This is a genomic window from Mycolicibacterium aurum (assembly GCF_900637195.1).
GTDB classification, from domain to species: domain Bacteria; phylum Actinomycetota; class Actinomycetes; order Mycobacteriales; family Mycobacteriaceae; genus Mycobacterium; species Mycobacterium aurum.
The window spans coordinates 3,732,870-3,753,738 of record NZ_LR134356.1; the positions used below are offsets into that span (position 1 = coordinate 3,732,870).

The following is a 20,869-nucleotide window of genomic DNA, read 5'->3' on the forward strand; positions in this document are numbered from 1 at the left end:
GTCCTGTTCTCCCCCGCAGCGAGCATAAGCGGTGTCAGGCCGGCTGCTCGGTGATCTGGCACGACAGCGTGACTACCTCAGCCAGGTGGACAGCGCACTGAACGTCGAGGTGTCGGCATGCTCACCATCGGATCGCCGAGAAGCATTGCACGTGAATATGTTTCGCGAAGAACCGGACGCCGAAGTGCGGGATGGCGACGAGCGTGTCGTAGCTGTGCTCGACGTCAATGAACCATACGGCAACTAGCCGTACCGGACTGGTGGGCGCGGACGGTTTCGAACCGCCGACCGCTGGTGTGTAAAACCAGAGCTCTACCCCTGAGCTACGCGCCCGATCCCGGGCAGGCTACACGCCCGGGAGGTACTACCGGAAATTCCACTAACCGGTCCGGACCGCGGCCAGCGCCTGCGCCCAGACACCCTGATCCCGCGCCTCCCCCGGCTCCTTGCACTCGGCGAACCGGATCACCCCGGAGCGATCCACCACGAACGTGCCGCGGTTGGAGAACCCGGAGACGTCGTTGAACACCCCGTAGGCCTGGCTGACCGCGCCGTGCGGCCAGAAATCCGACAGCACAGGGAACGTGAAGCCGCGCTGCGTGGCCCACATCTTGTGGGTCGGCGACGGCCCCACCGAGATGGTCAGCGTCGCCGTCTCGTCGTTGACGTAGTCGTCGACGTGGTCCCTGATCTCGTCGAGCTCGCGCTCACAGATCCCGGTGAACGCCAACGGGAAGAAGACCAGGACCACGTCCTTGGCGCCGCGGAAGCTCGCCAGGGACACCGGTTGGTTGTTCTGATCCTTGAGCGTGAAGTCCGGCGCCGGCTCGCCGACAGCAGGCATCACTACCGCTGCCGTCTGCTCTTCGCGCAAGCGCTCATCGCTGCTTGGTGATGGCATTCGCCTTCGGCTGCACCAGACGGCTGGCGATCCAGTCACCGAGATTGGCCGACGACGTCTGCATCAGCCCCGCCGTCGGTGCAGACTCCGCGATTTCCGCGGGCTGTACGTGCCCAGGCTTGCCGGTCTTGGGAGTCACCACCCAGATCACGCCGTCGTCCGCCAGCGGGGTGATGGCGTCCATCAGCGTGTCCACGAGGTCGCCGTCGCCATCGCGCCACCACAGCAGCACGACGTCGACCACCTCATCGGCGTCTTCGTCGAGCAGCTCGCCGCCGCTCACGTCCTCGATGTTGAATCGTATGTCGTCGTCGCTGTCCTGGTCCCAGCCCAGTTCCTGCACAACCTGATCTTTTTGGATGCCCAGTAAGCGGGCGTAGTTCGGGGGGTCACCCGCCGACACCACGGTCAGTCCTCCTTCAGCCGACTTGGCGCACCTTGCGCTCAGTCACGTGCGAGCCCCTATCGTCGCACGCCGCAGCCAGACAGCAAGCCATCTAGCGGCAGGTTCATCGGTATGCCGCGTCGCACCGGTCCAAAGCGGTCACTTTGGAGTCGTTGAGCAGGTCGATCGCGGCGTTGAATTCGTCGACCGAATAGTTGCCGGCGATGGCCGTCGCAACCCCGCGCGCGGCATCCACCCAGCTGTTCAGCGCGTCGCGCAGCTCCGGCGGCAACGGATCGGAAATGCTTCCGGCCACCAGGTCCGCGCTGTGGTTCAGCGCGTCGATCGCCGGGCCGGTGGTCCGGCTGATGTCGGCGGGATTGCTGTTGATCGAGTCCACGTAGGTGTTGACGGCCCCGATCGCCTCCGCGCTGCTCGAGCTCATCGCCTCGCACGAGGTGCGTACGGCTTCGACGGTCATGGATGCCTGGCGTTCGGATTCACGGGCGCTGGAGCTGGCGGCGGATTCCTCCACCGAGGCCGTCACCGACGCTCGATACACCGGGGCTTCACCCTCGGCCACCGTGGCGTCTCCGTCGGTGACGCTCGTGCATCCCACGACCACCATCACCAGCGCCGCGAATGTGCCGGCTACGCAAGCGGCCAGCCGCACCCCGCGGGCGCTCAGCCGTCCGATCAGCACAGTCTGCAGACGTTACCGGTTTGACCACAGGTTCTGACGGCCGTTCACCGGTTCGCCGAGACCGCCCACACCCGCTAGTGCGGATGGGGCAGGATTAGACAAGGATGGACCCGCGCGCGCGGAACGCGAAGTAACCCGCTGAGCCGATGTGTGCGCGTACTTTTACCGCCTAACAAGGAGCGGAAGTTGACCACCGAGTTCGTGCGCCAGGACCTGGCCCAAAACTCCAGCAGCACAAGTGAACCCGACCGCGTGCGGGTGATTCGGGAAGGCGTCGCGTCGTACCTGCCGGACATCGATTCCGACGAGACCGCCGAATGGCTGGAGTCGTTCGACCAACTGGTAGAACGGTCCGGCCCGGCGCGTGCGCGCTATCTGATGTTGCGCCTTCTGGAACGCGCCGGTGAGCAGCGGGTGGCGATCCCCGCACTGACCTCGACCGACTACGTGAACACGATCCCGACCGAACTGGAGCCCTGGTTCCCCGGCGACGAGGACGTCGAGCGGCGCTACCGCGCGTGGATCCGCTGGAACGCCGCGATCATGGTGCACCGGGCACAGCGTCCGGGAGTCGGTGTGGGTGGCCATATTTCGACCTATGCCTCGTCGGCCGCGCTGTACGAGGTCGGCTTCAACCACTTCTTCAGGGGCAAGTCGCACCCCAGTGGGGGCGACCAGATCTTCATCCAGGGGCACGCCTCCCCCGGCATCTACGCCCGCGCGTTCCTGGAGGGCCGGCTGACCTCGGATCAACTCGACGGGTTCCGTCAGGAACACAGCCACCCCGGCGGCGGGCTGCCGTCCTACCCGCACCCCCGCCTGATGCCCGATTTCTGGGAGTTCCCGACGGTCTCCATGGGCCTGGGCCCGATGAACGCCATCTACCAGGCCAGGTTCAACCACTACCTGCACGACCGCGGCATCAAGGACACCTCCGCCCAGCATGTGTGGGCGTTCCTTGGCGACGGCGAAATGGACGAGCCGGAGAGCCGCGGCCTCATCCAGGTCGCCGCCAACGAGGGTCTGGACAACCTGACCTTCGTCGTCAACTGCAACCTGCAGCGCCTCGACGGACCCGTCCGCGGCAACGGCAAGATCATCCAGGAGCTGGAATCGTTCTTCCGCGGCGCCGGCTGGAACGTGATCAAGGTGGTCTGGGGCCGCGAGTGGGACGCCCTGCTGCACGCCGACCGCGACGGCGCCCTGGTCAACTTGATGAACACCACCCCTGATGGTGATTACCAGACCTATAAGGCCAACGACGGCAGCTACGTCCGCGACCACTTCTTCGGCCGCGACCCGCGCACCAAGGCTCTGGTCGAGCCGATGACCGATCGCGAGATCTGGAACCTCAAGCGCGGTGGGCACGACTACCGCAAGGTCTACGCGGCCTACCACGCGGCGATGGAGCACAAGGGCCAGCCCACGGTGATCCTGGCCAAGACCATCAAGGGCTACACCCTGGGCAAGCACTTCGAGGGCCGTAACGCCACGCACCAGATGAAAAAGCTTGCGTTGCAAGACCTCAAGGACTTCCGCGACAGCCAGCGCATTCCGTTGTCCGACGAGCAGCTCGAGGACAACCCCTATCTGCCGCCGTACTACCACCCGGGACCGGAAGCTCCGGAGATCCGCTACATGCTCGACCGGCGCCGCTCCCTGGGCGGGTTCCTGCCCGAGCGCCGGACCAAGACCAAGGTTCTGCCGCTACCGGGACGCGACGCCTATAAGGCGTTGAAGAAGGGGTCTGGCAAGCAGGAGGTGGCCACCACCATGGCCACCGTGCGGACGTTCAAGGAACTGCTGCGCGACAAAGAAATCGGCAAGCGCATCGTTCCCATCATCCCGGACGAGGCCCGCACGTTCGGCATGGATTCGTGGTTCCCGAGCCTGAAGATCTACAACCGCAACGGCCAGCTGTACACCGCGGTGGACGCCGAGTTGATGCTCGCCTACAAGGAGAGCGAGATCGGCCAGATCCTGCACGAGGGCATCAACGAGGCCGGTTCGACGGCGTCGTTCACCGCGGTCGGCACCTCGTACGCCACCCACAACGAGCCGATGATCCCGATCTACATCTTCTATTCGATGTTCGGGTTCCAGCGCACCGGCGACGGGCTGTGGGCCGCAGCCGACCAGATGGCGCGCGGGTTCGTCCTGGGTGCTACCGCCGGGCGCACCACGCTGGTCGGTGAAGGGCTGCAGCATGCCGACGGGCACTCGCTGCTGCTGGCCGCCACCAACCCTGCCGTGGTGGCCTACGACCCTGCGTTCGCCTTCGAGATCGCCTACATCATCGAAAGCGGTCTGCAGCGGATGTTCGGCGAGAACCCCGAGAACGTCTACTTCTACATGACGATCTACAACGAGCCCTACGTCCAGCCCGCCGAGCCCGAGGGCATCGACGTCGACGGGTTGCTGCGCGGCATCTACCGCTATCAGCAAGCGCCCGAGAAGAAGAAGCACACCGCGCAGATCCTGACCTCCGGTGTCGGTATGCCGTCGGCGCTCAAGGCCGCCGAACTGCTGGCCGACGACTGGGACGTCGCCGCGGACGTGTGGTCGGTGACGAGCTGGGGTGAGCTCAACCGCGACGGCGTGGCGGTCGAGAAGGAACGGTTGCGCCACCCGGACAAGCCGGCAGCAACCCCCTACATCACCAAGGTGCTCGCCGACGCCACCGGACCGGTGGTGGCGGTCTCGGATTGGATGCGTGCCGTGCCCGAGCAGATCCGGCCCTGGGTGCCGGGGACCTACATCACGCTCGGCACCGACGGCTTCGGCTTCTCCGACACCCGGCCCGCCGCACGGCGCTACTACAACACCGATGGCGAATCTGTCGCCGTCGCCGTGCTCGAAGGACTGGCGCGGGACGGCAACATCGACATGTCGGTGGCGGTCGAAGCCGCCCGCAAGTACGAGATCGATGACGTCATGGCTGCGCCGGAGCAGACGTCGGATCCCGGAGTCGCGTAGGCGACGACATTGGGCCGGTCAGTGGCTTGACGCTGGTGACGCTTGTGGGGTCTCGCCAAAAACAGGCGTAGCTTTTAGGGATGACCGACAACAATCGGTTCATCCCGCCGAAGTCGACCGTCGAGGTGCTGGAGAACGTCCCCGAATCGGCGCTGCGCCGGCTCAAGCAGTATTCGGGCCGGCTCGCCACCGAGGCGGTCCACGCCATGGAAGAACGGCTGCCGTTCTTCGCTGACATGGAGGCCTCCCAGCGGGCCAGCGTGCAGCTCGTGGTGCAGGCTGCCGTCGTCAACTTCGTCGAATGGATGCGCGACCCGCAGAGCAATGTCAGCTACACCGCACAGGCCTTCGAAGTGGTTCCGCAGGATCTGCGCCGGCGGATCGCGTTGCGCCAGTCCGTCGAGATGGTGCGCGTCACGATGGAGTTCTTCGAAGAAGTCGTGCCGCTGCTGGCCCGCTCCGAGCAGCAGCTGACGGCGCTGACCGCGGGAATCCTGCGCTACAGCCGCGATCTGGCGTTCGCGGCGGCCAGCGCCTACGCCGACCAGGCCGAGATCCGTGGTGCATGGGACACCAGGATGGAGGCCAACCTGGTGGACGCGGTGGTCCGGGGCGACAGCGGGCCGGAGCTGCAGTCCCAGGCCGCCGCACTGAACTGGGACGCCACCGCACCTGCGACGGTGATCGTCGGCATGCCGCGGCCGGACCGGACAGAATTCGCCGCCGAGGACGTGCACGAGGTGGCGAAACGCCACGGACGCAGCGCACTGTCCGACGTGCACGGCACGTGGCTGGTCGCGATCGTCTCGGGCACGCTTACCCTGACCGATCGATTCCTGTCGGATCTGATGCGAGCATTCGCCGACGCCCCGGTCGTGATCGGGCCCACCGCGCCGGCGCTTGGGGTGTCGCACCGCAGCGCCACGGAGGCTATTGCGGGGATGAACGCAGTCGCCGGCTGGGCCGGTGCCCCGCGCCCGGTGTCGGCACGCGAACTGCTGCCCGAGCGAGCTCTGCTCGGTGATACCAGCGCCGCCGCAGCCCTGGAAGCGGACGTGATGCGGCCCCTGGCCGACGCCGGACCGGCGCTCACCGAGACGTTGGATGCCTATCTGGATTCCGGCGGAGCAATTGAGGCATGCGCGCGTCAATTGTTCGTTCATCCAAATACCGTCCGCTACCGGCTGAAACGAATCGCGGACTTCACCGGCCGTGATCCCACGGTTCCGCGCGACGCCTATGTGTTGCGCATCGCCTCGTCGCTGGGCCGCCTGTCCCGGCAGGCCCATCAGCTCCCTGCTCAGAGCGCGGGATCCCGGCAGGTCATCGATGTTGCATCGATCACAATTGCGGACAAGTCCACGACGTAACAGATTGCGGCCAGGTCTCGACGGGGTCCCATCACATGCGGTTTTGTGGACTACCTACAAAAACATAAGACAAGGTTCATAATCTCTTACACCGCGCAAAACGCCGTTCTCAATGTTTCCTTAGAGACGTGCCTCAGACCACTGTGCTCGCATTCCTGGCGCCCGGACAGGGCTCGCAGACTCCCGGCATGCTCGCCGACTGGCTCGAGCTGCCCGGTGCTGCCCAGCGCATCGCGGCGTGGTCGGAGATCAGCGGACTGGATCTGGGCCGGCTCGGCACCACGGCCACGGCCGAAGAGATCACCGATACCGCGGTGACCCAGCCTCTCGTCGTGGCAGCCACGCTGCTCGCCTACGAGGAACTCACGACGCGCGGCGTCCTCGACGGCCTCGACATCGACACCACAATCGTGGCCGGACACTCGGTCGGCGAAATCGCCGCCTACGCCATCGCCGGCGTGATCTCCGCCGACGAAGCCGTCTCGCTGGCAGCCACCCGGGGCAAGGAGATGGCCAAGGCTTGCGCGCTCGAGCCCACCGGCATGTCGGCGCTGCTGGGCGGCGACGAGACCGAAGTGCTGGCCCGCCTGGAAGCGCTGGACCTGGTCGCCGCAAACCGCAACGCCGCCGGGCAGATCGTCGCCGCCGGCGCGGTGTCGGCGCTGGAGAAGCTCGCCGAGGATCCGCCGGCCCGCGCCCGCATCCGTCCGTTGGCCACCGCAGGCGCCTTCCACACCCAGTACATGGCGTCGGCCCTGCCGGGCTACGCCACGGTGGCCGACCGCATCGACCCCGCGGAACCCGCCGTGACCCTGCTGTCCAACTCCGACGGCAGGCCGGTGTCCTCGGCCGCCGATGCCATGGCGAAACTGGTCGCCCAGATGACCAGGCCGGTGCGCTGGGATCTGTGCACCGCCTCGATGAAAGAACTCGGCGTCACCGCCGTTGTCGAGTTCCCGCCCGCGGGAACGTTGACGGGCATCGCCAAACGGGAGTTGAAGGGAACGCCGACGCATCCCATCAAGTCCCCCGCTGACCTGGACGGGCTCGCGGAGTACCTCCGCGCTTCGGCCAGCTGAGAAATACCAGCTCGACTCGTACGTTTCATCAATTCAGTAACAACACATATAGAAGGAGCCATTGTGGGCGCCAGCCAGGAAGAAATCATCTCGGGTCTCGCGGAGATCATCGAAGAGGTCACGGGTATCGAGCCCTCTGAGGTCACCCCCGAGAAGTCCTTCGTCGACGACCTGGACATCGACTCGCTGTCGATGGTCGAGATCGCGGTGCAGACCGAGGACAAGTACGGCGTGAAGATCCCGGACGAGGACCTCGCCGGCCTGCGCACCGTCGGTGACGTCGTCGCCTACATCCAGAAGCTCGAAGAAGAGAACCCCGAAGCCGCTGCGGCCATCCGGGCACAGATTACGGGCGACAAGTGACCAAACCTTCCACTGCTAACGGCGGTTTCCCCAACGTCGTCGTGACCGCCGTCACGGCGACCACCTCGATTGCACCGGATATCGAGAGCACGTGGAAGGGTCTGCTTGCAGGAGAGAGCGGCATCCGCGTTCTCGAAGACGACTTCGTCACCAAGTGGGATCTTGCGGTCAAGATCGGTGGGCACCTCAAGGAGCCCCTCGATCCCCTCATGAGCCGGCTCGAACTGCGACGCATGTCGTACGTCCAGCGGATGTCGAAGTACCTGGGTAACCAGCTGTGGGACAGCATCGGGCGTCCGGAGGTCGATCCCGACCGGTTCTCGGTCGTGATCGGCACCGGCCTCGGTGGCGGCGAGAAGATCGTCGAGACCTACGACGCGATGAACGAGGGCGGGCCCCGCAAGGTGTCCCCGCTGGCCGTTCAGATGATCATGCCCAACGGTGCGGCTGCCGTCGTCGGCCTGGAGCTGGGCGCCCGCGCCGGGGTCATCACCCCGGTGTCGGCGTGCTCCTCCGGGTCCGAGGGCATCGCCCACGCCTGGCGCCAGATCGTCATGGGTGACGCCGACATCGCCGTCTGCGGCGGCGTCGAAGGCGGCATCGAGGCACTGCCCATCGCGGCGTTCTCGATGATGCGCGCGATGTCCACTCGCAACGACGATCCGGAAGGCGCGTCGCGGCCGTTCGACAAGAACCGTGACGGCTTCGTCTTCGGTGAAGCGGGTGCGCTGATGGTCATCGAGACCGAAGAGCACGCACTGGCCCGGGGCGCCAAGCCGCTGGCCAGACTGCTCGGAGCGGGCATCTCGTCGGACGCCTTCCACATGGTGGCGCCGGCAGCCGACGGCGCACGCGCCGGGTTCGCGATGAAGCGGGCCATGGAAACGGCAGGCCTGTCCCCCAAGGACATCAGCCACGTCAACGCGCACGCCACATCGACGTCCATCGGTGACGTCGCCGAGGCCAACGCGATCCGGGTCGCGGGTGTGGAGCACGCTGCGGTGTACGCACCGAAGTCGGCGCTGGGCCACTCCATCGGCGCGGTCGGGGCGCTGGAGTCGATCCTGACGGTGCTGACGCTGCGTGACGGCGTCATCCCGCCGACGCTCAACTACGAGACGCCGGATCCGGAAATCGATCTCGATGTCGTCGCAGGTGAGCCTCGATATGGCGACTACCAGTACGCCATCAACAATTCGTTCGGTTTTGGTGGCCACAATGTGGCATTGGCGTTCGGTCGCTACTAGATCGAACGAACGTCGCTAGAAACCGCGGAGGCCGGAGGCCGACCTCGGACCGGAGAAAGGACGCGCAGCTCACTTATGGCTTCGCCGACAACAGGTAGTGGACTGCCGGACGTCGTGGTCACCGGTATCGCAATGACCACGAGTCTGGCTACCGACGCGGAAACTACCTGGAAGTCGCTGCTCGACGGACAAAGCGGCATCCGCCTCCTTGGCGATGAATTCGTCGAGCAGTTCAAGCTTCCGGTGAAGATCGGTGGGCACCTGCACGAGGATTTCGACGGCGAGCTCACCAAGGTCGAGAAACGCCGGATGTCCTACGTCCAGAAGATGGCGACGGTTCTCGGCCGACGGGTCTGGGAGAACGCCGGCTCCCCCGAAGTCGACACCGAACGGCTCCTGGTGTCGATCGGGACCGGGTTGGGCGGCGCCGAGGCGCTGGTGTTCGCCTACGACGGCCTGCGGGAACGCGGCCTGCGTTCGGTGTCACCTCTGTCGGTGCAGATGTACATGCCCAATGGACCTTCCGCGGTCGTCGGACTGGAGCGCCACGCCAAAGCAGGTGTGGTGACTCCGGTTTCGGCATGTGCATCGGGTTCGGAAGGTATTGCCCAGGCCTGGCGCAACATTGTGCTCGGCGAGGCCGACATCGCCATCTGCGGAGGTGTCGAGCAGCGCATCGAGGCGGTGCCGATCGCCGCGTTCGCCCAGATGCGCATCGTGATGTCGACCAACAACGACGACCCCGCGGGCGCGTGCCGACCCTTCGACAAGGACCGGGACGGGTTCGTCTTCGGCGAGGCCGGCGCGCTGATGGTCATCGAGACCGAAGAACATGCCAAGGCCCGGGGCGCCACGATCCTGGCCCGGCTGATGGGCGCGAGCATCACCTCCGACGGCTTCCACATGGTGGCCCCCGACCCGGACGGCGAACGTGCCGGCTATGCGATGACGCGCGCCATCCAGCTCGCAGGTCTGCAGCCCGGCGATATCGACCATGTCAACGCGCATGCGACCGGCACCAGCGTCGGCGACGTCGCCGAGGGCAAGGCGATCAACAGGGCGATGGCCGGTCACCGGCCCGCGGTCTACGCGCCGAAGTCGGCGCTGGGCCATTCCGTCGGCGCGGTGGGCGCCGTGGAGTCCATTCTCACAGTCCAGGCGCTGCGGGACGGCATCGTTCCGGCCACACTGAACTTGAGGAACCTGGATCCAGAGATCGACCTCGACGTCGTGGCGGGCGAACCGCGCACCGGTGACTTCCGGTACGCGATCAACAATTCATTCGGATTCGGCGGGCACAATGTCGCACTCGCCTTCGGCAAGCACTGAGAAGCAGGAGAACACATGACGACAATCGAGAATCGGCGGGCGCCCGACTCGGCCAACGAGTCCCTTGATCCGCGCGATCCGCTGTTGCGGCTCTCCACGTTCTTCGATGACGGCAGCGTCGAGCTGCTGCACGAACGCGACAAGTCCGGTGTGCTGGCCGCCACCGGCACCGTCAATGGAGTGCGCACCGTCGCCTTCTGCACCGACGGCACCGTTATGGGCGGCGCCATGGGCGTCGACGGCTGCAAGCACATCGTCAACGCCTACGACGTCGCGATCGAGGACCAGAGCCCGATCGTCGGCATCTGGCACTCGGGCGGCGCGCGGCTGGCCGAAGGAGTCAAGGCGCTGCACGCCGTCGGCCTGGTCTTCGAGGCGATGATCCGGGCGTCGGGCTACATCCCGCAGATCTCGGTCGTCGTAGGCTTCGCGGCCGGCGGCGCCGCGTACGGCCCCGCCCTCACCGACGTCATCGTGATGGCGCCCGACAGCAAGGTCTTCGTCACCGGCCCCGACGTCGTCCGCAGCGTCACCGGTGAGGACGTCGACATGGTGTCCCTCGGCGGCCCCGAGGCGCACCACAAGAAGTCCGGCGTCTGCCACATCGTCGCCGACGACGAGCTCGACGCCTACGAACGCGGCCGCCGCCTGGTCGGATTGTTCTGCCAGCAGGGTCATTTCGACCGCACCAAGGCCGAGGCCGGCGACACCGACCTCAAGGCGCTGCTGCCCGAGTCCGCTCGCCGCGCCTACGACGTGCACCCGCTGGTCGAGGCGCTGCTGGACGACGGTGTGCCGTTCGAAGAGTTCCAGTCGCGCTGGGCACCGTCGATCGTGGTCGGTCTCGGCCGGCTCGCCGGTCGCACCGTCGGCGTCATCGCCAACAACCCGCTGCGCCTCGGCGGCTGCCTGAACTCCGAAAGTGCGGAGAAGTCAGCGCGATTCGTGCGGCTGTGCGACGCCTTCGGCATCCCGCTGGTGGTCATCGTCGACGTACCCGGCTACCTTCCCGGTGTCGACCAGGAGTGGGGCGGCGTGGTGCGCCGCGGCGCGAAGCTGCTGCACGCCTTCGGTGAATCGTCGGTACCCCGCGTCACGCTGGTCACCCGCAAGATCTACGGCGGCGCCTACATCGCGATGAACTCGCGGTCGCTGAACGCCACCAAGGTGTTCGCGTGGCCCGATGCCGAGGTCGCCGTGATGGGCGCCAAGGCCGCGGTCGGCATCCTGCACAAGAAGAAGCTGGCCGCCGCTGCGCCGGAAGACCGTGAGGCCCTGCACGAAGAGCTGGCCATCGAGCACGAGAGGATCGCCGGCGGCGTCGACTCGGCCATCGAGATCGGGGTGGTGGACGCGAAGATCGATCCCGCGCACACCCGCAGCGTGCTGACCCAGGCGCTGGCCGAGGCACCCGCGCGGCGCGGTCGCCACAAGAACATCCCGCTGTAACCGCGCAGCCTTCTGCGCCGAACTGAGGTTCCTGGTCGTGATTCCAACGCGGATCACAGCCGGGAACCTCAGTTCGTCGCGGCCAGCAGTTCCGCCGCTGCCGGCTCCGCCTTGGACCGGTCCTCGGCGACCAGCCCGATGCGGGTGCGCCGGTCCAGGATGTCGTCGACCGTGAGCGCCCCCTCGTGGGTCACTGCGTACTCGAATTCCGCCCGTGTGACGTCAATGCCCTCGGCCACCGGCTCGGTCGGCCGCGCACACGAGGCGCGTGCGATGACGTTCGGCGCCTCCGCGCCGTAGCGGGCCACCAACGATCCCGGCAGCTCTACCGGTGAGGACCGCAGTGTCGCAACGGGATTGGCCGGCGCCCCGACCAGCGGCAGATTGCGGGTCCGGCAGACCCCCGCGGTCAGACCACGGCGGGCGACGGCCTGGTCCACCACATCCTCGGCCATGTACCGGTACTCGGTGAGCTTGCCGCCGATCACGCTGATGACGCCGGACGGTGAATCGGTGACGGCGTGTTCGCGGGACACATCGGCGGTCCTGCCTGCGCCGGTGTCGATCAGCGGTCGCAGCCCGGCGTAGGAACCGATCACGTCCTCCTCGCGCAGCGGCGAGTCCAACGCGGTGTTGACGGTATCGAGCAGGAACGTGATCTCGGCCGGAGTCGGTTCCGGCACATCGGGAATCGGACCGGGAGCGTCCTCGTCGGTCAGACCGAGATACACCCGCCCCAGTTGTTCGGGCATCGCGAAGACGAACCGGTTGATCTCCCCCGGAATCGGCACCGTCAAGGCCGCCGTGGGATTGCCGAATGCCTTGGCGTCGAACACCAGGTGAGTTCCCCGGCTGGGCCGCAGCCGAATCGAGTCGTCGACCTCGCCGGCCCATACACCGGAGGCGTTGACGACAGCGCGGGCCGACACCTGCATCGCCTCACCGGTGAGCGTGTCGGTCAACGTCACCGAGTTCCGTGACGCATCGGAGGCCGCGACACGGGTCAGGATCCTGGCCCCGTGTTGAGCGGCGGTGCGCGCAACGGCCGTGACGAGCCGTGCGTCGTCGATCAACTGCCCGTCGTAGGCCAGTAGGGCGCCATCCAGGCCACCGCGACGCACGGTGGGGCCGAGCGCGATGGCTCGCTGCGCGTCGATCCGCCGAGACCTGGGCAGCGCGGACGCCGGCGTGCCCGCCAGCTTGCGCAGGCCGTCGCCTGCCGCGAAGCCGAATCTCACCAGTGCCCGCGACGCCTTGGACATCTCGGGCAGCAGCGGCACGAGCTGGGGCATGGCGTGCACGAGGTGAGGTGCGTTGCGGGTCATCAGGATTCCGCGCTCCACCGCGCTGCGGCGCGCGATGCCGACATTGCCGGTCGCGAGATAGCGCAGACCGCCGTGCACGAGTTTCGAGCTCCACCGGCTGGTGCCGAATGCCAGGTCATGCTTCTCGACCAGGACGACCGACAGACCGCGGGTCACGGCATCGAGAGCGATGCCGGTACCGGTGATCCCGCCGCCGATCACGACCATGTCGACCATGGCGCCGTCGGCAATCTCGGCGAGGTCCGCTGCCCGTCGCGAGGCATTCAATGCTGTTGAGCCTGTCATGATTTCAGATATCCGTTCAGAGAGATGGCCAGTTCTCGGCTGAGCGCCTGGCTGTCGAGGATCTTTTCCACCATCTGGACGGACTGGATCGTCGATTGGGTGATGAGCAGGCACATCGTGGCCATCTCGAGCGGGTCGCCCTCACGGACGCTGCCCTCCTCCTGGCCGGTCTTGATCGCCTCGGCCAGGGCGTCGACGAGCATCTGCTGGCTGGTGCCCAGCCGGTTGGTGATGTAGACCATCGCCAGCGTCGGAGCGTTGAAGATCACCGACATGACGATCTCGTCGCCGCGCAGGTGTTCGGCGATCGCCACGACGCGGCGGACCAGATCCTCGCGGCCGTCGCCGCTGTGGGGTATCGCCTGCAGCACGCCGGCGATCCGGATCGTCAACAACTCGGCGATCACCCAGCGGATGTCGGGCCAGCGGCGGTAGATGGTCGGCCTGCTGACCCTGGCCCTGCGTGCGATCTCCGTCATGGTGGTTCGCTCGACCCCGTAAGCCAGGATGCAGGCCGCCGCGGCGTCGAGGATTCGCTGATCGACGCTCGCATCTGATTTACGGATTGACACCATCTGTAATACTGTAACGCATGACTCTCGCCGATGCCCACCCCAGCGACCCACCGATGCTGTGGAACGGCTGGGGCGACCCCGACGCCGCAACACCGCTCTCCCCGGGTATCCGCTCACTGCTCGATCAGGCACTCGGCATCGACGCCGGCGGCATCGACGAACCGTCCCTCGAGCAGGTTCGGCTTCGACCGTCCGCCCTGTCACCCGCCGACCGGGACGGTCTCAGCGCGATCGTCGGAGAAGCCCATGTGAGCGTGGACGACCGGGCTCGGCTGTTACGCGCCGGCGGCAAGTCCACACTGGACCTGTTGCGGCGCAGGGACTTCGGCATACAGGACGCGCCGGACGCAGTGCTGGTCCCCGGTACCGAGACCGAGGTGTCCGAGATCCTGCGTTTCTGCGCCGACCGCAGCATCGCCGTGGTGCCGTTCGGCGGCGGTACCAGCGTGGTGGGCGGGCTGGACCCGATGCGCGGCGACTTCAAAGCCGTGGTGTCCCTGGACCTGCGACGGCTCGATGAACTGCACTCCCTCGACGAGGTGTCCTGGGAGGCCGAGCTGGGCGCCGGGCTCACCGGCCCCGAGGCCGAGCGGCTGCTCGGCGCGCGCGGCTTCGCGCTGGGCCACTTTCCGCAGAGCTTCCTGTTCGCCACCATCGGCGGTTTCGCGGCGACGCGGTCGTCGGGTCAGGACTCGGCGGGCTACGGCAGGTTCAACGACATGGTCCGCGGCCTGCGCGCCGTGACGCCCGTGGGCGTGCTGGATCTGGGCCGCGCGCCGGAGTCCGCCGCGGGACCCGACCTGCGCCAGCTCCTCATCGGCTCGGAGGGCACGTTCGGGATCATCACGCGGGTGCGTGTCCGCGTCCATCCCGTCCCGGAAGCCACCCGCCACGAGGCGTGGTCGTTCCCGGACTTCGCCACCGGCGCCGACGCGCTGCGCGCGGTGGTACAGACCGGCACCGGCCCGACCGTGATCCGGCTGTCCGACGAAGCCGAGACCGGCGTCAACCTCGCCACCTCGGACAGGATCGGCGAACAGCAGATCACCGGCGGGTGCCTGGCCATCACGGCATTCGAAGGCACCGAAGCACACGTCGCGAGCAGGCATGCCGAGACGCGAGAGCTGTTGATCGCCAAGGGCGGAACCTCGCTGGGCGAGGGCCCGGCACAGGCGTGGGAACACGGCCGCTTCAATGCGCCGTACCTTCGCGATGCCCTGCTGTCTGCGGGCGCACTGTGCGAGACCCTCGAAACCGCGACCAACTGGTCCAACCTGCAGACGCTCAAGACGGCGGTCACCGAGGCGCTGACGACCACCCTGGCCGATTCTGGGACACCGGCGCTGGTGCTGTGCCACATTTCGCACGTGTACCCGACCGGCGCATCGCTGTACTTCACTGTCGTCGCCGCCCAGCGCGGCAACCCGATCGAGCAGTGGCGAGCGGCCAAAGCCGCAGCGTCGGAGGCGATGATGCGCACCGGGGGCACCATCACGCACCATCACGCCGTCGGGGCCGACCACCGGCCCTGGATGCGGGAGGAGGTCGGCGACCTCGGCGTGACCGTGCTGCGCGCGGTCAAGGCCGCACTCGATCCGGCGGGAATTCTGAACCCCGGCAAGCTGATCCCGTGACCACTGCACGTGTCACGGTGTTGACCAACCCCGCATCGGGACACGGCAGCGCACCGCATGCCGCCGAGCGGGCGATCACCCAGTTGAACCGCCGGGGCGTCGACGTCGTCGCCATCGCGGGCCGCGACTCCGCGCACGCGCGACAGCTCGTGGAGGGCGCTCTTGAGCGGGGCATGGACGCGCTCGTCGTCGTCGGCGGTGACGGCATCATCTCGCTGGCACTCCAGGTGCTCGCGCAGACCGACATTCCCCTCGGCCTGATCCCGGCAGGCACCGGCAACGATCACGCCCGCGAGTTCGGGATCCCGACCAAGAACCCCGAAGCTGCCGCCGACGTCATCGTCGACGGCGTTGTCGATGACGTGGACCTCGGGCGCATCTCCGGAGCCGACGGGACCGTCAGGTGGTTCGGCACCGTGATGGCCGCGGGCTTCGACTCGCTGGTGACCGACAGAACCAATCGGATGACCTGGCCCCACGGCCGGATGCGCTACAACCTCGCGATGGTGGCCGAGATCTCGAAGCTGCGACTGCTGCCGTTCCGGCTGTCCTTCGACGGCGGCCCGGACATCGAGACACCGCTGACGCTGGCCGCCTTCGGGAACACCAAGAGCTACGGCGGTGGGATGAAGATCTGCCCGGACGCGGATCCGCGCGACGGGTTGCTCGATGCGACGATGGTGGCGTCGGCGTCCCGAACCCGGCTGATCCGGCTGTTCCCCACGGTGTTCAAGGGCACGCACGTCGACCTCGACGAAGTGAGTACGCGGCGCGCGCGCACGATCTCCGTGGATTCACCCGGCATCAACGCATATGCCGACGGCGAGTTCGTGTGCCCGCTGCCCGTCGAGGTGTCGGCGGTCCCCAAGGCGTTGAAGATCCTGCGGAAGGCCTAGCCGACTCCCCTGCTCAGCCAGCTGACCTCGGCACCGGCGCCGCCGTCACGGTAGGCCTCGAGGGCCTCGTCCCACGCGGTGCCGAGCACCGAGTCGAGCTCTGACGCCAAGGTGTCCGCGCCCGCGGCCATCAGCGTGCGCAGCCGCATCTCGCCGACCATCACGTCGCCGTTGGCGCTCATCGCGCCGCTCCACAGCCCGAGCTGGGGGGTGTGGCACCAGCGGTGACCGTCGACACCACTGCTGGGGTCCTCGGTCACCTCGAAGCGCAGGACGGACCAGGAGCGCAGCGCGTTGGCCAGCTGTCCGCCGGTGCCCACCGGGCCGACCCAGTTGGTGACGGCGCGCAGTTGACCCGGCATGGCCGGTTGTGGCGTCCACTTCAGATTCGCCCTCGCATTGAGGGTCGACGACAACGCCCACTCGACATGCGGGCATACCGCCGCGGGCGACGCGTGGATGTACACCACGCCCGTCGTCGCGTCGGCGAATTGGTTCGCTGCACGCATCTGCTGCTCCTTCGGTTCCACGAGGGACGTCTTCCCCAACGACCTGGTGAAACGAAGCAAAGTTCAGCGATGTGGTGCGGATCCTGTTGATGAAGTTGTCGGTTTGCGTGACTATCGAGCCTATTGTGCCTCGTGAGGCGCATGTTGCGCTAGTCCGCCCCGTACTCTCTTAGGACTTCATCAGACAGCGCCGGCATCACCGAGTGCGCCCACTCGCCGAAGTTGCGGTCGGTCAGCACGATGAGCGCCAACGCCGCCTCGGGATCGACCCATAAAAACGTCCCGGACTGGCCGAAATGCCCGTAGGTGCGGGGCGAGTTCTCAGCGCCGGTCCAATGCGGGGATTTGCCGCCCCGGATCTCGAAGCCCAGACCCCAGTCGTTGGGCCGCTGCACTCCGAACCCAGGCAACACACCGTCGAGGCCCGGGAATTGCACGCTCGTGGCCTCCGCGTGCAGCTGCTCCGACACCGTCACCGGTGCCAGCAGATCGCCTGCGAAGGCCACCAGGTCGTCGACCGTCGAGGCCATGCCGTACCCGGCAGCCTCGGCGCCGCCCTCCAGGACGGAGTCGGACATCGCGAGCGGCTCGAGGACAGACTCGGCCAGGTAGGTGGCGAACGGAATCGACGACTCCCGCTCGATCACCTCGGCCAGGGCGGTGAAGCCGTAGTTCGAGTAGATCCGTCGGGTGCCCGGTGGCGCGATCACCTTGGACGAGGTCATCTCGTAGCCGGCTGCGTGCGCCAGCAGGTGCCGCACGGTCGCCCCCGGCGGTCCGGCGTCGGTGTCCAACTCCACCGCGCCCTCCTCGACGGCCACCTGAGCGGCGCGCGCGACCAGCGGCTTGGTCACCGAGGCCAGCGGGAACCGACGCGCGGTATCGCCGTGCCGGGCCCGCACGCCGGACGGCCCCACCACCGCGGCGGCGACAGTGGGGACCGGCCATTCGTCCAGGACATCGAGGGCTCCCATGGGACACGAGCCTAGCCAGACCTCATTTTCCGGCGACGTAGTAGAAGTTGATCGGGTCGGTGTCGATCTGGTGAACCTGGACGTCGACGAATCCCGCGTCGGCCAGCATCGAGGTGGCGAGCTCACGGCCCCAACAGGTGCCCAGTCCATCCCCGTCGAGACCCAGCGACACGCTCATGCAGTGCATCGTCGACACCGTGTAGAGGTAGGTCGCGAACGGGACGCCGACGTTGTTCTCCACTCGGCTGGACGACTTGATGTCCACCATCAGGAACGTGCCGCCAGGGCGTAGCGCCCGATAGATGTTCTGCAGAACCCGCGCCGGATGCGCCTGGTCGTGGATGGCGTCGAATGCGGTGATGACGTCGAACGCCTCGGCCGCGTCGTAGTCGGCCACATCGGAGGCCTGGAAGGTCGCATTGGTCAGTCCGCGCTCTCGCGCTTCTTGCCTGCCCGCCGCCAGTCCCTCATCGGAGAAATCGATGCCGACGAATCGACTGTCGGGGAACCCCGCGGCCATCAAGTTGATGGCGTGACCGCTGCCGCACCCGAAGTCGGCCACGTCGGCGCCGCGCCGAAGGCGCTCCGGCAGACCCTCGGCCATCGGGAGAATCGCGTCGATCAGTGCGGCGTCGAAGACCTCACCGCTCTGTTCGGCCATCAGGGTGTGGAAGCGGGGGTACTCGGCGTACGACAGACCGCCTCCGTCGTGGAAGCAGCGGATCACCTTCTGCTCCACCTCACTGAGCAGTGGGATGAACTGCGCGACCCTGGCCAGGTTGTCCGGTCCTGCGCGCCGAGTCAGCACGGCGGCACGATGCTGCGGCAGCGAGAACGTCTGACCCGCCGCGTCGAGATCCACGATCCGAGCGGCGACCATGCCACCGAGCCACTCCCGCACGTAGCGTTCGTTGAGCCCGGCGGCGTCGGCGATCTGGGTGCTGGTCGCCGGCGGCAGGGTGGCGAGAACATCGAACAGCTTGGTCTGGTGCCCGATGGACAGCAGGATCGCCGTGCTGGCGGCGTCGATGGCTCCGACGATTCGCTCGGCGAACTCCTCGGTGGTGTCCGGACTTTCAATCTGTGTTGTCATGTCCGCAACGCTAGGTCTCCGGCGCCGCCCCGTCATCGGGCAATTGATGTGTCCGGCCAGTTCACCGCGTGGTGCACATGATGCAGATCAGTTGCTCTCGGTGAGCACCCCGTGCTGGAACGCCCAACTGGCCGCCGCGGTGCGGGTGGACACCCCGAGCTTGGCGTAGATGTTGGCCAGGTGTCTGCCGACGGTCTTGTCGGACACGTGCAACTGCTGGGCCACCTGACGGTTGGTGGCACCCCGTGCGATGTGGGCCAGCACCTGCTGCTCTCGCCGCGTCAGGCCACCCGGTGACGGAGCCCCACAGATCCCGGCCGGCTCAGCACCCAGCTGGGCGTAGATCGCGTCGGCGGTCGCGGCATCGGCAGCAGCGGCTTCGTCGTCGCCGAGTCCTTGCCGCGCCAACGCCATCCACTCGTAGACCTCGGCCGTCTCATAGCGGGACTGCTGGGTCCGATACTCGCGCAACGCGATCTGCAGCGATGCCAGCGCCGTTTCGTGGTCGCCTCTGCGCACGGCGACGGCGCCCCGCGCATGCGCGGCCCACGCCAGGAACCCCGGTGTGGCGAACGCCTCCGCGTCGGCTTCCAGCTCGCGGCAACAGGTTTCGGCCTCGTCAAGGGCGTCGCGACCGAGGGCGATCTCGACGGCGGCACGCAACAGTCGCACCCGCACCAAACGGTCGCCGCCGGCGAGAGCGAGCCGAATGGCCGTCCATGCCGCGTTGGCGTCACCGCGTCGGCACGCCAGCAGCGCCTCGCCGGGTTGAGGATCCATCCCGAATGCCCGCGCCTGGTCGAAAGCCGTTGCCGCGCCGTCGAAGTCCCCCATCAATCGGCGGACCTCACCGAGTTGGTAGTAGCCTTCGGCAGCCGCCCAGGAGTTGACCTCGGTCAGAGCGCGGCTGGCCAGCTCCAGCCGGGCTTCGAGGACGCGGTAGTCGTCGGTGGCCACCTGGATCTGCAGCCGGTGCACGTCGCACACACCGCCGTAGGGCACGGATCCGGACAGACCGCACCACTGTTCCATCGACTGGGTCCACGCCCGCATTCTCGGTAGGTCGGCCAGCTTGTGGCAGTGATGAAGCACGACGCAATAGATGTCGCCGGCCCATTCGATGGGGACCTGGTCGGCCACCAGAGGCAGGATCGCCTCGTCGATCAGCGCGTACCCATCGGCGGTGCGTGCGTGCAGGATCGCCTCGAGCCCCGCGGCGATCAGCGCGAGCGCACTCACCGCGGGCGCCTCGAGTCGCGCCGCGATTGCGCGCAGGTCCTGTACATGGATGGCGAGGGCGTCGAGGTGCTGGAGCATCGCGGCCACCACCGCGTCGAGATAGGCCAGATAGCCGTGGGCCGGGCTCTCGTCGGCGCCTGCGAGCAGGCGGCGGGCCCGGTTCATCCACCCCTGCCCGATGTTGACGTCGCCGCGGATCAACCAGGCCAGTGCCAGCTCGTTGGCTTTCATCGCGGCGGCTGCGGGATCCCTGCGGGTCAACTCGGTGAACACCCGCTCCGCGGCGCGGCTGGACTCTTTGATGTGGCCCAGCCGCCATGCCGCCAACGCGAACGACTCCAGGTCATCGGTGGGCAGCGGCGCGTACCGGCCCGCGAGTTCGAAGGTCTGGTAGCTCACCGACCAGTCTCGCCGCTGGTGGGCGGCGCGCGCTGCGGACAGCAGATCGGACTGGGCCTCGGTCGACATCAACCCCGATTATCGCCGAACAGCCTGCTCAGGTCAGCCCGATGAACCTTTTGGCCAGGCACCGGTGCG

General features: G+C 67.2%; 19 protein-coding genes and 1 tRNA gene. 10 read left to right on the forward strand and 10 right to left on the reverse strand.

Annotation, left to right across the window (positions count from 1 at the left end; translation table 11 throughout):
• Positions 1 to 31 precede the first annotated feature (31 nt).
• Positions 32 to 247, forward strand: coding sequence for a hypothetical protein (locus EL337_RS17425; RefSeq protein WP_048631811.1), 216 nt, complete (start codon positions 32 to 34; stop codon positions 245 to 247).
• A gap of 11 nt (positions 248 to 258) precedes the next feature.
• Here the strand turns inward: EL337_RS17425 and EL337_RS17430 are convergent.
• From EL337_RS17430 to EL337_RS17445, 4 genes are all read right to left on the reverse strand, one after another.
• Positions 259 to 333: transfer RNA gene (locus EL337_RS17430), tRNA-Val, on the reverse strand.
• A 46-nt stretch (positions 334 to 379) separates the two neighbouring features.
• The gene (locus EL337_RS17435) at positions 380 to 844 is read right to left on the reverse strand and encodes a peroxiredoxin (protein WP_048631881.1); all 465 of its coding nucleotides are present in this window, start codon (positions 842 to 844) and stop codon (positions 380 to 382) included.
• A gap of 34 nt (positions 845 to 878) precedes the next feature.
• On the reverse strand, positions 879 to 1,307 hold the full coding sequence (locus EL337_RS17440) for a DUF3052 domain-containing protein (RefSeq protein WP_048631812.1): 429 nt from the start codon (positions 1,305 to 1,307) through the stop codon (positions 879 to 881).
• A gap of 103 nt (positions 1,308 to 1,410) precedes the next feature.
• Positions 1,411 to 1,989, reverse strand: a complete 579-nt coding sequence (locus tag EL337_RS17445; protein ID WP_083443033.1) for an Rv2240c family protein — start codon at positions 1,987 to 1,989, stop codon at positions 1,411 to 1,413.
• 186 nt (positions 1,990 to 2,175) lie between these two features.
• Between EL337_RS17445 and aceE the strand changes: the two genes are divergently transcribed.
• The 7 genes from aceE to EL337_RS17480 all read left to right on the forward strand — a co-directional run bounded on the left by aceE (position 2,176) and on the right by EL337_RS17480 (position 11,802).
• Positions 2,176 to 4,965 carry a pyruvate dehydrogenase (acetyl-transferring), homodimeric type gene (gene aceE, locus EL337_RS17450; protein ID WP_048631813.1) on the forward strand — a complete coding sequence of 930 codons (2,790 nt, stop codon included), beginning with the start codon at positions 2,176 to 2,178 and terminating at the stop codon, positions 4,963 to 4,965.
• Between the two features lie 80 nt (positions 4,966 to 5,045).
• Positions 5,046 to 6,335: a PucR family transcriptional regulator gene (locus EL337_RS17455; protein ID WP_048631814.1), complete on the forward strand. Its 1,290-nt coding sequence runs from the start codon at positions 5,046 to 5,048 to the stop codon at positions 6,333 to 6,335.
• Between the two features lie 143 nt (positions 6,336 to 6,478).
• Positions 6,479 to 7,414: an ACP S-malonyltransferase gene (locus tag EL337_RS17460; RefSeq protein ID WP_048631883.1), complete on the forward strand. Its 936-nt coding sequence runs from the start codon at positions 6,479 to 6,481 to the stop codon at positions 7,412 to 7,414.
• 63 nt (positions 7,415 to 7,477) lie between these two features.
• Positions 7,478 to 7,777, forward strand: a complete 300-nt coding sequence (gene acpM, locus EL337_RS17465) for a meromycolate extension acyl carrier protein AcpM (protein ID WP_003933335.1) — start codon at positions 7,478 to 7,480, stop codon at positions 7,775 to 7,777.
• The gene (gene kasA, locus EL337_RS17470; RefSeq protein WP_048631815.1) at positions 7,774 to 9,024 is read left to right on the forward strand and encodes a 3-oxoacyl-ACP synthase KasA; all 1,251 of its coding nucleotides are present in this window, start codon (positions 7,774 to 7,776) and stop codon (positions 9,022 to 9,024) included. Before acpM ends, kasA begins: the two co-directional genes overlap by 4 nt.
• Before the next feature lie 75 nt (positions 9,025 to 9,099).
• Positions 9,100 to 10,353: a 3-oxoacyl-ACP synthase KasB gene (gene kasB, locus EL337_RS17475; protein ID WP_048631816.1), complete on the forward strand. Its 1,254-nt coding sequence runs from the start codon at positions 9,100 to 9,102 to the stop codon at positions 10,351 to 10,353.
• 15 nt (positions 10,354 to 10,368) lie between these two features.
• A complete protein-coding gene (locus tag EL337_RS17480) occupies positions 10,369 to 11,802 on the forward strand; it encodes an acyl-CoA carboxylase subunit beta (RefSeq protein ID WP_048631817.1) in 1,434 nt (477 codons plus the stop codon).
• Between the two features lie 68 nt (positions 11,803 to 11,870).
• Here the strand turns inward: EL337_RS17480 and EL337_RS17485 are convergent, their stop codons facing one another.
• Positions 11,871 to 13,412, reverse strand: a complete 1,542-nt coding sequence (locus tag EL337_RS17485; protein ID WP_048631818.1) for a glycerol-3-phosphate dehydrogenase/oxidase — start codon at positions 13,410 to 13,412, stop codon at positions 11,871 to 11,873.
• A complete protein-coding gene (locus EL337_RS17490) occupies positions 13,409 to 13,987 on the reverse strand; it encodes a TetR/AcrR family transcriptional regulator (RefSeq protein WP_048631819.1) in 579 nt (192 codons plus the stop codon). Before EL337_RS17490 ends, EL337_RS17485 begins: the two co-directional genes overlap by 4 nt.
• A gap of 53 nt (positions 13,988 to 14,040) precedes the next feature.
• On the opposite strand from EL337_RS17490, the gene EL337_RS17495 reads away from it, so the two are divergent.
• Together EL337_RS17495 and EL337_RS17500 are read left to right on the forward strand one after the other, a co-directional pair.
• The gene (locus EL337_RS17495) at positions 14,041 to 15,621 is read left to right on the forward strand and encodes an FAD-binding oxidoreductase (protein WP_048631884.1); all 1,581 of its coding nucleotides are present in this window, start codon (positions 14,041 to 14,043) and stop codon (positions 15,619 to 15,621) included.
• Positions 15,618 to 16,517, forward strand: coding sequence for a diacylglycerol kinase (locus EL337_RS17500; RefSeq protein WP_048631820.1), 900 nt, complete (start codon positions 15,618 to 15,620; stop codon positions 16,515 to 16,517). The genes EL337_RS17495 and EL337_RS17500 overlap by 4 nt, the downstream gene beginning before the upstream one ends.
• On the opposite strand, the gene EL337_RS17505 is transcribed toward EL337_RS17500, so the two are convergent.
• From EL337_RS17505 to EL337_RS17520, 4 genes are all read right to left on the reverse strand, one after another.
• On the reverse strand, positions 16,514 to 17,026 hold the full coding sequence (locus tag EL337_RS17505) for a DUF3145 domain-containing protein (RefSeq protein ID WP_048631885.1): 513 nt from the start codon (positions 17,024 to 17,026) through the stop codon (positions 16,514 to 16,516). The genes EL337_RS17500 and EL337_RS17505 overlap by 4 nt on opposite strands.
• A gap of 149 nt (positions 17,027 to 17,175) precedes the next feature.
• Positions 17,176 to 18,000, reverse strand: a complete 825-nt coding sequence (locus EL337_RS17510) for a serine hydrolase domain-containing protein (RefSeq protein ID WP_048631821.1) — start codon at positions 17,998 to 18,000, stop codon at positions 17,176 to 17,178.
• 22 nt (positions 18,001 to 18,022) lie between these two features.
• Positions 18,023 to 19,093 (reverse strand): class I SAM-dependent methyltransferase, encoded by a 1,071-nt coding sequence (locus EL337_RS17515; RefSeq protein ID WP_048631822.1) that lies wholly within the window; start codon positions 19,091 to 19,093, stop codon positions 18,023 to 18,025.
• Between the two features lie 87 nt (positions 19,094 to 19,180).
• Positions 19,181 to 20,800 (reverse strand): LuxR C-terminal-related transcriptional regulator, encoded by a 1,620-nt coding sequence (locus EL337_RS17520; protein ID WP_048631823.1) that lies wholly within the window; start codon positions 20,798 to 20,800, stop codon positions 19,181 to 19,183.
• Positions 20,801 to 20,869: the final 69 nt, after the last annotated feature.

Excerpts from the sequence above, each read along its gene's own strand:
- EL337_RS17515 (WP_048631822.1), bottom strand. The coding sequence starts at position 19,093 with ATGACAACACAGATTGAAAGTCCGGACACCACCGAGGAGTTCGCCGAG.
- EL337_RS17510 (WP_048631821.1), bottom strand. The coding sequence starts at position 18,000 with ATGGGAGCCCTCGATGTCCTGGACGAATGGCCGGTCCCCACTGTCGCC.
- EL337_RS17435 (WP_048631881.1), bottom strand. The coding sequence starts at position 844 with ATGCCTGCTGTCGGCGAGCCGGCGCCGGACTTCACGCTCAAGGATCAG.
- EL337_RS17490 (WP_048631819.1), bottom strand. The coding sequence starts at position 13,987 with ATGGTGTCAATCCGTAAATCAGATGCGAGCGTCGATCAGCGAATCCTC.
- EL337_RS17455 (WP_048631814.1), top strand. The coding sequence starts at position 5,046 with ATGACCGACAACAATCGGTTCATCCCGCCGAAGTCGACCGTCGAGGTG.
- EL337_RS17495 (WP_048631884.1), top strand. The coding sequence starts at position 14,041 with ATGCTGTGGAACGGCTGGGGCGACCCCGACGCCGCAACACCGCTCTCC.
- EL337_RS17485 (WP_048631818.1), bottom strand. The coding sequence starts at position 13,412 with ATGACAGGCTCAACAGCATTGAATGCCTCGCGACGGGCAGCGGACCTC.
- kasB (WP_048631816.1), top strand. The coding sequence starts at position 9,100 with ATGGCTTCGCCGACAACAGGTAGTGGACTGCCGGACGTCGTGGTCACC.
- EL337_RS17520 (WP_048631823.1), bottom strand. The coding sequence starts at position 20,800 with ATGTCGACCGAGGCCCAGTCCGATCTGCTGTCCGCAGCGCGCGCCGCC.
- EL337_RS17480 (WP_048631817.1), top strand. The coding sequence starts at position 10,369 with ATGACGACAATCGAGAATCGGCGGGCGCCCGACTCGGCCAACGAGTCC.
- EL337_RS17505 (WP_048631885.1), bottom strand. The coding sequence starts at position 17,026 with ATGCGTGCAGCGAACCAATTCGCCGACGCGACGACGGGCGTGGTGTAC.